General features: G+C 66.5%; 10 protein-coding genes and 1 tRNA gene. 4 read left to right on the plus strand and 7 right to left on the minus strand.

The window, feature by feature from the left end; genetic code table 11:
• Positions 1–27 precede the first annotated feature (27 nt).
• The 5 genes from DAT37_RS43310 to DAT37_RS43330 all read right to left on the minus strand — a co-directional run bounded on the left by DAT37_RS43310 (position 28) and on the right by DAT37_RS43330 (position 5,852).
• Entirely contained in the window at positions 28–1,107 is a 1,080-nt protein-coding gene (locus DAT37_RS43310; protein ID WP_109530779.1) for an alpha/beta hydrolase, read from the minus strand.
• 202 nt (positions 1,108–1,309) lie between these two features.
• On the minus strand, positions 1,310–1,705 hold the full coding sequence (locus DAT37_RS43315) for a DUF779 domain-containing protein (RefSeq protein WP_109530780.1): 396 nt from the start codon (positions 1,703–1,705) through the stop codon (positions 1,310–1,312).
• A complete protein-coding gene (adh, locus tag DAT37_RS43320; protein WP_109530781.1) occupies positions 1,705–3,222 on the minus strand; it encodes an aldehyde dehydrogenase in 1,518 nt (505 codons plus the stop codon). Before adh ends, DAT37_RS43315 begins: the two co-directional genes overlap by 1 nt.
• Before the next feature lie 115 nt (positions 3,223–3,337).
• The gene (locus tag DAT37_RS43325; RefSeq protein WP_109530782.1) at positions 3,338–4,552 is read right to left on the minus strand and encodes a transcriptional regulator; all 1,215 of its coding nucleotides are present in this window, start codon (positions 4,550–4,552) and stop codon (positions 3,338–3,340) included.
• Between the two features lie 10 nt (positions 4,553–4,562).
• Complete coding sequence (locus DAT37_RS43330) at positions 4,563–5,852, minus strand: GAF domain-containing protein (RefSeq protein ID WP_109530833.1); 1,290 nt, start codon at positions 5,850–5,852, stop codon at positions 4,563–4,565.
• Between the two features lie 137 nt (positions 5,853–5,989).
• On the opposite strand from DAT37_RS43330, the gene DAT37_RS43335 reads away from it, so the two are divergent.
• From DAT37_RS43335 to DAT37_RS43345, 3 genes are all read left to right on the plus strand, one after another.
• The gene (locus tag DAT37_RS43335; RefSeq protein ID WP_109530783.1) at positions 5,990–7,819 is read left to right on the plus strand and encodes a flavin-containing monooxygenase; all 1,830 of its coding nucleotides are present in this window, start codon (positions 5,990–5,992) and stop codon (positions 7,817–7,819) included.
• 268 nt (positions 7,820–8,087) lie between these two features.
• Complete coding sequence (locus tag DAT37_RS43340; RefSeq protein WP_198654729.1) at positions 8,088–8,942, plus strand: crotonase/enoyl-CoA hydratase family protein; 855 nt, start codon at positions 8,088–8,090, stop codon at positions 8,940–8,942.
• Positions 8,943–9,122: 180 nt separating this feature from the next.
• Positions 9,123–9,196: transfer RNA gene (locus DAT37_RS43345), tRNA-Pro, on the plus strand.
• Positions 9,197–9,281: 85 nt separating this feature from the next.
• On the opposite strand, the gene DAT37_RS43350 is transcribed toward DAT37_RS43345, so the two are convergent.
• On the minus strand, positions 9,282–10,547 hold the full coding sequence (locus tag DAT37_RS43350; RefSeq protein ID WP_109530785.1) for a site-specific integrase: 1,266 nt from the start codon (positions 10,545–10,547) through the stop codon (positions 9,282–9,284).
• 246 nt (positions 10,548–10,793) lie between these two features.
• Positions 10,794–11,246: a helix-turn-helix domain-containing protein gene (locus DAT37_RS46315; RefSeq protein WP_332873400.1), complete on the minus strand. Its 453-nt coding sequence runs from the start codon at positions 11,244–11,246 to the stop codon at positions 10,794–10,796.
• A 772-nt stretch (positions 11,247–12,018) separates the two neighbouring features.
• On the opposite strand from DAT37_RS46315, the gene DAT37_RS43360 reads away from it, so the two are divergent.
• The gene (locus tag DAT37_RS43360; protein WP_109530786.1) at positions 12,019–13,269 is read left to right on the plus strand and encodes a tyrosine-type recombinase/integrase; all 1,251 of its coding nucleotides are present in this window, start codon (positions 12,019–12,021) and stop codon (positions 13,267–13,269) included.
• Positions 13,270–13,291 lie beyond the last annotated feature (22 nt).

The raw sequence follows: 13,291 nt of genomic DNA on the forward strand, positions 1-13,291 counted from the left end.
ACGATTCGTGCGGCGAATCGGTTCGCGCTATGACTCCGCGGCGGTATCGCGTGATTCGGCGGGAACGGCGTCCGCGAGTAATCCGGCGATTTCCTCCACCGCCGCGCCGAAGGCCAGCGCGTTGTTGACGAAGGCGTGCATGTACCCGTCGAAACGGCGCAACACCACCGGCACACCGTCGACTCGCAGTCGCTCGGCATACGCCTCGCCCTCGTCACGCAGCGGATCGAAACCCGCGGTGATGACCACGGCGGGCGGAAGTCCCGCCGTCGACTCCGCGTAGAACGGCGACACATCCGGCCGCGCCCGATCGATCTCCGGCACCAGGAAACAATTGTCGTAGAAGTCGATATCGTGGCGGGTCAACGCGAAACCCTCCGCGAACGTCGCGCGTGATTCCGATTTCCCCGTCAGTTCGGTCGGCGGATAGATCAGCAATTGCAGCAGCGGATTCGGGCCGCCGTCTGCGAGCACCCGCTGGCACAGCATCGCCGCGAGATATCCGCCCGCGCTGTCGCCCCCGACCGCGACCCGTTCGGGCGCGACACCGAATTCGCTCGCGCGCCCGACGATATCGCGGAACGCGGATTCGGCGTCGTCGATGGCAGCCGGATAGGGATGCTCCGGCGCCAGCCGGTAGTCGACAGCGACGATCCGAATTCCGCCGCGGCGCGCGAGGGTCCGACAGAATCCGTCGTGGGTGTCGAGATCGCCGATCACCCAGCCACCGCCGTGGAAATACACGAGCACGGTACCCGCGTGATCGGGGTCGTACACCCGCGCCTTCAGCGGCCCGGCCGCCCCCGCGACCGTCGTCTCCGTGACGCCGACGACCGCGCGGTACCCCGCCCCGATCGCCGACATCCGCAGCGCCTGAGCGCGTCGCCAGGCAGGCCCGACCGCGGGATCGGTCGACCGCCGCGAGAACAGCCCGGTGACGCGCATGATCAACTGGGCGTCGAGATCCAGTTCCCGGCCGTCACGCACGATCACCGGCCCCGCCATCGCGCGTTTCACGCCCATGGGCAGCCGCAGCAGCCCGCGCACGGCCGCGACAGCGACACGGGTGCCGACCCGCTCGGGTGGGAGAGAAGTTTCGGCCGTCACGGACACCTCGTTCGTCTGCGGTACAGACCCGGATGCTACCCATCCGACGACGCGGTCGCGCGAGCCTCACGATCGGAGTCGCCGAACGTACAGCTTCTGACTCGCTCGAACGACGAGCCCCCCCGCCTTCGTCACGGATCTCCGAGGAACCCGCCGACCGTGGATCCCGCGGACGAGAGCTCGGCCGCGGGATCCACCACGCTCAATACACCTGCTCGGCCCCGGTCGGCGGCGGGCGCAGCGCGGCCACCTCGTCGTCGGTGAACAGCCGCGAGCGGATCAGGAATCGCACACCCTCCGGCGCTTCCAGGGAGAACCCGCTGCCGCGCCCGGCCACCACATCGATCGTGAGATGGGTGTGCTGCCAGTACGCGAACTGATCGGCGCTCATCCAGAACGGCGTCTGCTCGGCGACATACCCGAGCAGGACATCCGACGCGCCGACCCGGAATTCACCACGGGGATAACACATCGGGGAACTGCCGTCACAGCAGCCACCCGACTGATGGAACATCACCGCGCCGTGCGTCCCGATCAGCTTCCGCAGCATCTCCTCCGCCGATCCGGTGAGTTCGACGCGACGGACATCCTCCGCCATCAGAAGAAGCCGAGTTTATTCGGCGAATAGCTGACCAGGAGATTCTTGGTCTGCTGGTAGTGCTCCAGCATCATCTTGTGGTTCTCCCGGCCGATCCCCGATTTCTTGTATCCGCCGAACGCGGCGTGCGCCGGATACGCGTGGTAGCAATTGGTCCACACCCGGCCCGCCTTGATCTCGCGGCCCAACCGGTAGGCGGTGTTCATATCCCGCGTCCACAATCCCGCGCCGAGGCCGTAGAGCGTGTCGTTGGCGATGGTGAGCGCTTCGTCGGTGGAATCGAAGGTCGTCACCGAGACGACGGGTCCGAAAATCTCCTCCTGGAAGATCCGCATATCGTTGCGGCCCTTGAAGATCGTCGGTTCGACATAGAAGCCGTCCGGGAAGTCGGCGACCTTGCGCGGATTGCCGCCGGTCAGGATCTCGGCGCCTTCCTTTCGCCCGATATCGATATAGGACATGATCTTCTCGAACTGATCGTTGCTGGCCTGGGCCCCGATCATGGTGGCCTCGTCGAGTGGATTGCCGCTCACGATGGCCTTGGTCCGCTCCACGCACCGGGCCATGAACTCGTCGTAGATGGACGAATGGATCAGCGCGCGTGACGGACAGGTACAGACCTCGCCCTGATTGAGGGCGAACATCACGAATCCCTCGACCGCCTTGTCCAGGAATTCGTCGTCGGCGGCCATCACATCGGGCAGGAAGATATTGGGACTCTTGCCGCCGAGTTCCAGCGTGACCGGGATGATGTTCTCGCTGGCGTACTGCATGATCAGTCGGCCGGTGGTCGTCTCTCCGGTGAAGGCGATCTTCGCGACCCGGCTGCTCGAGGCCAGCGGTTTGCCTGCTTCGACACCGAATCCGTTGACCACGTTGAGAACTCCGGGCGGAAGTAGATCCGCGATGAGTTCGACCACCTTCAGGATGGACGCCGGAGTCTGCTCCGCGGGTTTGAGGACAACGCAGTTGCCCGCGGCGAGTGCGGGCGCGAGTTTCCACGTCGCCATGAGGATCGGGAAATTCCACGGAATGATCTGCCCGACCACGCCGAGCGGTTCGTGGAAGTGGTAGGCGACGGTGTCGGCGTCGATCTGGGAGATCGCGCCTTCCTGACCGCGCAGCGCCCCGGCGAAATACCGGAAATGGTCGACCGCGAGCGGCAGATCGGCGGCGAGCGTCTCCCGGACCGGTTTCCCGTTCTCCCAGGTCTCGGCCACCGCGAGCGCTTCGAGATTCTCCTCGATGCGGTCGGCGATCCGGTTGAGGATATTGGCGCGCTCGGTGGTCGAGGTCCGGCCCCACGCGTCCGCGGCTCGATGCGCGGCATCGAGCGCGAGTTCGACATCCGCCGCCGAGGAACGCGCGACCTCGCAGAACGTGGCCCCGTCGATGGGGGAGGGATTGTCGAAGTAGCGTCCTTCCACCGGCGCGAGCCATTCGCCACCGATGAAATTCTCGTATCGGGCTGCGTAATCGACGATGCTGCCGTCGGTCCCCGGCTTTGCGTAGATCATTGCGGATAACTCCTCGACGAGTGCTGGTACACGGTGGATGCCGTGACGGGTGTCACTATCGTCGGCGAGGGTTGAGGAAACGTTGAGGAGAACTGCCGCGCGATCCGGTCGCGACTCAGTCGCGCGACGCGTGATGCGAACGGGCCGCGGCCACCGCGCGACGCGCGTCGTGTTTCGGCAGCAGCCGCAGGGCGTGTTCGTGCACCTCGATATCGTCGGGCGCGTACCGGCCGTAGCGCAGCGCGAACTCCGCCTCGCCGCTGGACAGCACCGCGGTCCGGACACCGACCTCGAGAAACTGCCGCCACCCGAGGATCCCCGGCGTCTCCGACCCGGGCAACAGCGGACCGCGGTAGAGCCGCACCGCCGTGGCCGTATCACCCGCGGCCAACGCCGCCGCCACATCGACCGCGTCGCAGGAAATCGGACTGACCAGCCGATAGACCCGGTTCGTTATATCACCGCCGGTCGCACGCCGCAGATACGACATCTCCGATTTCAACGTGCTCGCCCCGACCGGCCGATCGCCGTAGATCGCGAAATGCAACCGCTCGTGCGAATACCCCTCCGGGTCGAGCGCGAGCAGAACCAGGATCTCCAGGTGTCGCGGCCGCAAGCGGACCGGTGCCCCGTCGCGGGTCAGACTGCCGGTCCCGAGACATCGCAGCGCCACCCCGGACGCCATCGCGCTGCGCGTCTGCAATTTGCTCTCGATGGCGGTCGCCAATGTCCGCACCGTCGATATCGCCAGCGGATGCGAACGGTCCCACGTGGTCGACAGGTCGAGCACACCGAGTTGACGACCGTCCGCCGCCCGGATCGGCGCGCAGTAGCAGACCCACCCGTGCAGGGCGGCCACCAGATGTTCGGCGGAGAAGACGGTGTGCGGCTGATCGGTCCGCAACGCCAGCGACAGCGCGTTGGTGCCCATATGCGGTTCGTCCCACTGCCCGCCCGGCGCGAAGTTCACCCGCTCCGCCCGCCGCCGCATCACCCGGCCGCCGTAGGACCACAGGATCGTGCCGGTCTCGTCGGTCACCGCGGCCACGAAATCGGCGTCGTCGGCGATGCTGCGCAATTCCCCGGTCAGCTCGGTGACCGGCGCCCGCAAGGCCGAGTCGGCCCATCGCGCGTCGATATCCCCGGCGCTGGGCGCGCAGTCGCGCGCCGGATTTACGGTGCGCAGCGACCGCTGCCACGATCGCTCGACCTCGCCGCGTGGCGGCGCGTCATCACCGGCGGGTGCCCCCTCCGCCCCGCGCGTCAGCCAGCGAGCCCACGCGTCCTCCAGCGCGGCTCGCTGCTGGGACAGGATCCGACGTTGCGCCAACGGTCGCCCCTCACATCTCGCCGGGCAGGCCCGGCCAACCGGCCATCGCGAACGCTCGCACATCGGGCCCGGCCACCCGACGGATGAAATCCGACCCCGCCAAACCCTCGGCATCGCCGTAGCTCACCGACAGTTCGACCCCGTCGGCCAAGCGGTACGGCCTGCTCGCCAATACCGATCCCAGGATCCGGCGCAGTCGTGAGATCTCCGCCCTGACCGTGACCTCGTGATCAGGGTCCCCGTGCAACGCCTGGCTCACCTGCGTCACCGTCATCCCGTTTCGACCCGAAAGATGAAGCAGTACAAGAATTTCCGCGTGCCGCACCGAGACGGCGCTGCGCCAGCCCGACCCGCTGCCCTGCACCGCGACGGTCGGCGGATCGGTCAAGGCCAGTTCGACGCGCACCGTCAGACCGCCCGCTTCCGGTCGCACGAGCCAGCCGTCGACGATCTGCTCCGCCACACACATCCCCAGCCCCGGGACGCTCATCGCCTTGCCCGTCCGCGGCACCGGGATGCGCCGGACCGGCGCGACACCGACCGCGTGCGCGACCCACCCCTCGTCATCGACCACCAGCGCGGGCCCCGTGGACGCGGCCATCACCGGTCCCGCCGAGGTCCGCAGTCGTTCGAGCCTGTCCTCGTGCCGACGCCACAGTTGTGTCTCCGCGAGCCGCGCCGAAGTCGCCACGAGCGCGGTGACCGCCGGATGCAGTGAGAGGGCGGGCCCGCTGATGTCGATGATGCCCAGCAGATCGCCGGTCCGCGGATCGTGCACCGGCGCTCCCGTGCAATACCAAGGGTGCTGGTTGCGTTCGAAATGCTCCGCCGAGAACAGTTGCACCGGAGTGGCTTCCGTGATCGCGGTGCCGATGCCGTTGGTGCCGACCGCGTCCTCGCTCCACCGCGTCCCCTCCTGGAAACCGAGCGCGTCGGCCTGTCGGCGAATCCGCGTCGAACCGTGCCGCCACAGCACCACCCCCTCGGCGTCGGCGACGACGAGCAACATATCCGAGTCGTCACCGACCCCGGAGATCACATTCCGCATATCGCCGACGACGTCGGCCAGGACCGAGGTGCGTCGGCGGATCTCAACCTCGTCGAATCCGAGCACGGCGCGGGCATTCGTGTGGTCGGGCGCGAGCCCCGCGTCGAGCGCGCGCGACCACGATCTGCCGACGAGGGGCCGGGGCCGCAGGGTCGACCGGCTGCCGCCGATCAACGCGCCGTGCATCCGGATCAGCTGGCGGGCGTAACCGGACAGGTCGGTACCGGGTTCGATGGCGGCGAAGTCACCCACGATCTCCATCCCTCGTCCGTGCGGTCCCGGTCGCGCGACCGGATCTTGCCCGCGTCGGTCGCAACGCGTTGCAACGATTGTGACATTACGCGGCATGCGCTGTGCTGTAGCTCACAGATCCATGCCGAGGAGTATTCATGACCCAGACGCTCGATCACATAGTGCGCGACCCGGCGGCCCCCACACCACAGCAGCGCGTGGACGCCTGGCTGGCCGCCTTCGAGACCGCACTCGCCGCCCGCGACGCCGAGGCCGCCGCCGCTCTGTTCGCCACCGACAGCTTCTGGCGTGACCTCATCGCCTTCACCTGGAACATCACCACCGTCGAGGGCCGCGCCGCCATCACCGACCTGCTGCGCGCCGATCCGGACGCGACCAACCCCTCCGGATTCCACACCACCGAGCCGCCGACCGAGGACGACGGCGTCGTCACCGCCTGGATCGGTTTCGAAACCGCCGCCGGTCGCGGCGCCGGACACCTGCGACTCGCCGACGAAGGCGCCTGGACCCTGCTCACCGCCCTGCGGGAACTGAAAGGTTTCGAGGAGGGAACCCGAACCCGCCGCCCCACCGGAGTGCGACACGGCGCGGACCCGAGCCGGGTCACCTGGTCCGAACAGCGCGCTCTCGAAGACCGGGAACTCGGCTACACCCGTCAGCCCTACACCCTGATCGTCGGCGGCGGCCAGGCAGGCATCGCGCTCGGCGCCCGCATGCGCCAGCTCGGCGTGCCCGCCCTGGTCGTCGACGCCCACGACCGCCCCGGCGACCAGTGGCGAAAACGCTACAAATCGCTGTGCCTGCACGACCCCGTCTGGTACGACCACATGCCCTACCTCCCGTTCCCCGACAACTGGCCCGTCTTCGCCCCCAAGGACAAGATCGCCGACTGGCTGGAGATGTACACCACGGTGATGGAGGTCCCGTACTGGTCGTCGACCACCTGCACCTCCGCCCGCTACGACGAACTCGCGGGGGAGTGGACGGTCGCCGTCGAACGCGAAGGCGCGGCCGTCGAACTCCGACCTCGCCACCTGGTACTCGCCACCGGAATGTCGGGCAAACCGAATATTCCCGACTTCCCCGGCATGGACCGCTTCATGGGCGACCAGCACCATTCCAGCGCCCACCCCGGCCCCGACGGCTACGCGGGCAAACGCGCGGTCGTCATCGGTTCGAACAATTCCGCGCACGACATCTGCGCCGCCCTGTGGGAAGCGGGCGCGGTCTCGGTCACCATGGTGCAGCGCTCCTCGACCCACGTCGTGAAATCCGAGTCACTGATGGACCTCGCCTTCGGCGACCTGTACTCCGAACGCGCGATCGACGCCGGAATCACCACGGACAAAGCCGATCTCGCCTTCGCCTCGATGCCCTACCGCCTCATGCCCGAATTCCAGCGCCCCCTCTACCGTGCCATGCGCGAACGCGACGCCGAATTCTATCGACGACTCGAACACGCCGGATTCCGAATCGACTGGGGCGACGACGATTCCGGTCTCTTCATGAAATACCTGCGCCGCGGCTCCGGCTACTACATCGATGTGGGCGCCGCCGAAATGGTCGCCGACGGCGACATCACCCTCGCGCACGGGGAAGTGCGCGAGCTGACCGAAACCGCCGTGATCCTCGACGACGGCACCGAACTCCCCGCCGACCTCGTCGTCTACGCGACCGGCTACGGATCGATGAACGGCTGGGCCGCCGACCTCATCGGACAGGAGGTCGCCGACAAAGTCGGCAAATGCTGGGGCTACGGATCGGGCACCACCAAGGACCCCGGACCGTGGGAAGGCGAACTCCGCAACATGTGGAAGCCGACACAGCAGGAAGGACTGTGGTTCCACGGCGGCAACCTGCACCAGTCCCGGCACTATTCGCTGTACCTCGCACTGCAATTGAAAGCGCGATACGAGAGTATTCCGACACCCGTGTACGGACTACAGGAAGTACACCACCGCAGCTGAAATGCGCACCGCACAAGCGCTTTCCGATCTCGATCACCGACACCGATCTATCCGACGATCAAGGGCGGCGACCGCCGCTGTGCGGTAGAAAGCGCGTCCCGCGCGGGCGCGCCGTGCCGAACCGGCCGGTGGAGTGGGGGCGACGAGGACTGGGCGTCGATCGGCGGGCCGGTACGCCGTAGGCCGACCCCGCGGTGCCCGCCGCCCACGTACCGAACCGGGTCGACCGCGCCCGTCGATCACCCGCCCGAATGGCATGCTAACCGCCATGCCCGATATTCGCCTGGATGTCACCGACGCCGTCGCCACCATCACACTCGACCGCCCGAAACAGCTCAACGCCTTCACCACCGCCATGGCACACGAACTGATCGAGGCCTTCGACACCTGCGACCGCGACGACCGGATCCGCGCCGTCGTCCTCACCGGCGCCGGCCGAGCCTTCTGCGCGGGCGCGGACCTCTCCGCGGGCGCGCAGACCTTCGTCGCCGACCCCGGCGACCCGGACGACTTCCGCGACATCGGCGGCGAAGTCGTCCTGCGCATGTTCGAATTCCGCAAACCCGTCATCGCCGCCATCAACGGCCCCGCCGTCGGCGTCGGCATTACCATGACCCTCGCCGCCGACTTCCGCCTCGCCACCGACAGCACCCGCATCGGCTTCGTCTTCAACCGCCGCGGCATCGTCCCCGAATCCTGCTCCAGCTGGTTCCTACCCCGCCTCGTCCCGATGCAGACCGCGCTCGACTGGGTCTACTCCGGCCGCCTCGTCGACGCCGAAGAAGCCCTCACCGCTGGCCTCTTCTACGCCCTACACCCCGCCGAAACCCTCGTCGCCGAAGCCGACACCCTCGCCCGCCGCCTCACCGACAACACCGCCCCCGTCTCCGTCGCACTCTCCCGCCAAATGCTCTGGAGCGGACTGGGAGCCGACCACCCGATGATCGCCCACCGCATCGAATCCCGCGCCCTCCTCTCCCGCGGCGCCAGCGCCGACGCGTTGGAAGGCGTCTCGTCCTTCCTGGAAAAACGCCCCGCCCGATTCCCCGACAGCGTTGCCCGCGACGTCCCCGACATCTTCGGCCCCGACCTCGCCGTCCCACCGTTCCGGCCGTCGCACTGACACGTCCGCTTTCGCTGCTACCTATTCGGTTCGTCGAGCCCGATTCCGTGCGGCCCGATATCGCCGACGAGATCGCCTTCCTCGCACGTCAACCGCGCCCCGACGTGCCGCGTCCAGCCGATTTGGTCCAGCAGGGGGGTGATGGGGTAACCTCATCAAGCACCCGCCGAGCGGGGGCAACGGGCTGTGGCGCAGCTTGGTAGCGCACCTGACTGGGGGTCAGGTGGTCGCAGGTTCAAATCCTGTCAGCCCGACAGTGTAAACCCCTTCCGACCAGCATCGGAAGGGGTTTTCTCGTTCCCGGAGAAGGCTCGGGATTTGAGCGTTCTCACATAAATCTCACGTTTTCGTTCCCGGTCCGCGTGCCCAGGCTTCCAGGACGGCGCGGTTGTCGGGCACGGTTTCGGGCACGTCGATGTAGTGGGTCTTGGCGACCTCGCGGGTATTGCCGAGTTGTCGGGCGGCGCGTTCGGGGTTGTCGTAGGCGTGGTCGACCGCGGTGGCCACGCCTTTGCGGAAGGTGCGAGGAGTGACCCACGCGAAGTCCTCACCACGCGCTGCGCGCCAGATGCGGCCGAAGTTGTTGGGGTTACGCACAGAGCCGTTGCGTGCGGGGAAGAGCAGTCGGTCCGGGTTCGGGCCCGCGGTGACCTCGAGGTCCTTGATGGCCTCGCGGAGGGCTTGGACGGTGTGTTCGGGCAACAGGATCCGTCGCCACCCGTTCTCGGACTTGGGTGCGGGTTTACGTACCCAGCCTCCGGCGCCGGAGCCTTTGACCTCGACCAATGTTCCGGTGACATCGAGGTAGGGGTCGCTGGCATCGAGGTCGATATCGTCGAGCAGGAGCGCGAAGACTTCGTGGGGTCGCATTCCGGTGCCGGTGATCACGTCGACCACCCACACCACGGTCCAGTCCCGGGTGGGTCCGCTGGTGTGGGCGGGGGTGCCCGGGATCGCCTCGCCGCGTGCCCAGGCCCGTACCTGTGCCCGGAACGCGGGCAACGCGCCGTGGTCCTGGATTTTGCCGCGTGCGAGGACTCGGCGTCGGGTGAAGGCGGCGACGCCGTCGATGGGGTTGGTGTCGAGGACGCCGTGGCGGACCGCGATCTGCATCATCGCGCGCAGGATGATCTTGTGCTGCTTGGCTTTGCGTCGCAGGCCGAGGGAGACGAGGTGTTTGAGGTGTCGGTCGAGTTCGCCGGGGGTGGCCTGCCAGATCTGCAAGTGCCCGATCGAGTTCTCGATCTTGATCGTGGCCTTGTTGGCGCGCCGGTCGGTGGAGACGTAGATCTCGCGCCGGTAGTCCTCGATATTGCCCGCGGTGTAGGCGTCGTCACCGGCGAGGTCGACGAGCAGTTCCTTGGCCAACGCGATCAGCTTGGTGTTACGCGTGATCCGATCCCGACCGAGCTGCTCACGGAAATCGCGCATGGCCTCGGCCAACCGGTTACGGGCGTCGTCGGCGCTGACGCCCATGCGCTCGAGCTGCTGCGCCCCGCCCGCACCGTAGTAGCGGACCGTGGTGCGCCAACGCCCATTGCGCTGCTTCTTCGGTTTGGTCGGAACCCCGAACGTCCCGACCGGCTTCGGTAACCTACCGCTCATCACACCCCTCTATAAGTCGATGATTGCCCGCAGTTCACGAGCCCGTGTGCCGTCCGGAATCGGCCATGCTGTGTCAGCCGTTGGAGTGCGCTCGCGGACAGAACTTGCTAGAGAATCTTGACCAAAACGCTGTGAGCGCCACAAGATCTGAGTAGTAGCCATGAAATAGCTCAGATGCTGCCGTTGGTCACTCTGATCGCTCCAGGCGGGACGGATGAAGTGCCACGTCATGGCTCGTCGGTTCGGTCAGTCGCGTGTTCGCGAACCGTCGCGTGCGCCCCCGCCGCGGGCGAGTTGTTCTTGTTCCCAGGCCAATAGGTCGCTGAGGCGGTATCGGCGGTATCGGCCCATTCGGGCGAAGCGGGGCCCGCGTCCGGCGCTTGCCCACGATGCCAGCGTCTTGATCGGAATCTTCAATCGCTGGGAGACATCGAGTGAACTCAGCCAAACCTCGTCATCGGACCTGGCGGGGCTGGTGATGGATGGCTCGTCAGAGGCGTTACTTCCCGAGTGGGTAAGTCGGTTCGGTGGGCGTTTTTGCGGCATGGGAGGACACCTCTCTCGGATCCTCCCTAACGCAGACGTACCCCGTATCCATTGAACACCGAGATCGCCCCATCTCGCTAGATTCGGTTGACAGGCGATCGGCGCGAGGTCCTGTTCGTGGCCTGGTTGTCGACTCGTTGTGCGGTGGCACATCTACGATCGGCGAGCGCGTGGAGTGGCGGCGTCACTCGCGTGGTAGGGAGGCGAGCCGCCCGGACCACAGGTTCGGGCGGCTCGAACCATTCAGTGCAGAGACGACGGCAGAAGACGGCGCTTCGGACCGGGCGTGCGTCCCAATCCGAAGCACCACATTGTGCACCGCTAGCCTGCTGCGACACAAATGCGAAGGGTCGACCGGAAAAGTAGGCAATAACCGATGAATCCCAGCGAACGGTCGACCTCCTGAACGATCCTCCGACTGCAACCCGAACACGGCTGACGTGCGATTGGCAACCATTCGGACGTGCGATGTTTCAGATGCTGAACCAGGCATGGGATCTCCCTTCTGTGCGCCCCTCATCGCCCATATCTACAGGTGACCTTCGGTGATTCAGTCAGAACGAGATCCAGTCGAATCCGAAAGCAACGCAGCGGAAGCCGTGGTCGAGTGACCGCGCCGTCAGTGAAACTGGCAATCCTTTGTCCGCGATCGCCGTCATCAAATTCTGTACTCATGTGTAGTGAATTGACGTGACACGCCGTCAAGCGGGTCGGAGCGCCACCTGGTCCAAGAGGTAGTTAGCCCTCTGACCTGCGGTTACTATGTTATGTGGGGGTCAGGGGTTCGAGTCCCCTTAGCTCCACTTTTTCATGTGCAGGTCAGGGGCTACTTCGGTAGCCTGGATCTCGATCGCGGTCATCACCGCCGTCACCACCGCCTCTCAGGCAGCTCGTGTCGCCATCTTCGACACGACAGGAGTGGCGTATGCCCACACCTCGCCCACGGCCCCGCAAGGACGGCACCGTCAGCTGGCAGGTCCCGTTCCACTACTACGACCTCGACGGCAAACGGCGGCAGTCGGCCGAGAGCTTCGACGAGTACGACCAGGCCCAGTGGTGGGCCGATCTGATCGAGCGCATCGGCCTCGACGCCGCTCGCGATGTCCTGGCGGGCAAACGCGACGCCGGTACTGGCGCGGTCCTGCTGGTCGAGTGGCTGGCCCGCTACATCGACCGTCTCACCAGCGTGCAGGAGGACGGGCGCGCCAACTACCACCGCTACATCGTCAACGACATCGTCCCGTTCTTCGGCGAGCACGCCACCCTCGAGGCCGTCACCCAGGACACCGACGCTGCGTGGATCGTCTATCTCGAACAGGACAAGGGCAACGCACCCAAGACGATCAAGAACAAACACGGGTTCCTGTCCGCGGCGATGCGCGCGGCCGTGGAACAACGCCCGGCACCGCTACTGGCGTTCAACCCCTGTGCCGGTATCCGGCTGCCGCGCCACGACGACATCGAGATCGAGATCTTCGACAACGACGAATGGGAGCTGTTCGAACAACTCCTGTCCCAACGCTGGCGCACCCAAGCCGAATTCGGTCTCGTCTCCATGGCACGCCCAGGCGAGATCGGCGCCCTCCAGGTCCGCGACGTCAACCCGGTCACCGGCGCGGTGCGCATCAACAAAGCGTGGAAGGACGGCGGCAGCCGACTCAAACTCGGCAAACCCAAATCCAGCAGAGGAATCCGCACCATCAACATCCCGCTACAGACGGTGCAACGCCTCGATCTGTCCCGCCCCGGTGACGAGCTGCTGTTCCACAAATACACCGGCACACCCATCACCGCCGGCTACTTCCACCGCAAAGCCTGGCAGCCCGCCCTGCGCCGACTCGAAGCCCTCGCCCGTCGCGACTTCACCCCGTTCGGCACCAGAGCCATGTGGCACGGCGCCGACCCCGAAGAACTCCTCGAACGTTACCCCGTTGCGATCGCGTCGCTGCGCACCAAACACCTGACCCCGTACATGCTGCGCCACACGGGAATCTCCTGGAAGTTGCAGGACGGTGTCCTATTGTTCGTCGTCTCCCGCGACGCCGGCCACGAATCGGTCACCACCACCGACCGCCGGTACGGCCACAACGACCGCACGGCCAGCCAGTCCGCGGCCGAGGTCATCGCGAGCCGCCTGCCGCGTGTCCGGGCCGAGATGCTCGAGCTCGCCGCCTGACCCGATGCCCGACCGAACCGAA

It is taken from the genome of Nocardia aurea (genome assembly GCF_003123685.1).
GTDB lineage: Bacteria > Actinomycetota > Actinomycetes > Mycobacteriales > Mycobacteriaceae > Nocardia > Nocardia aurea.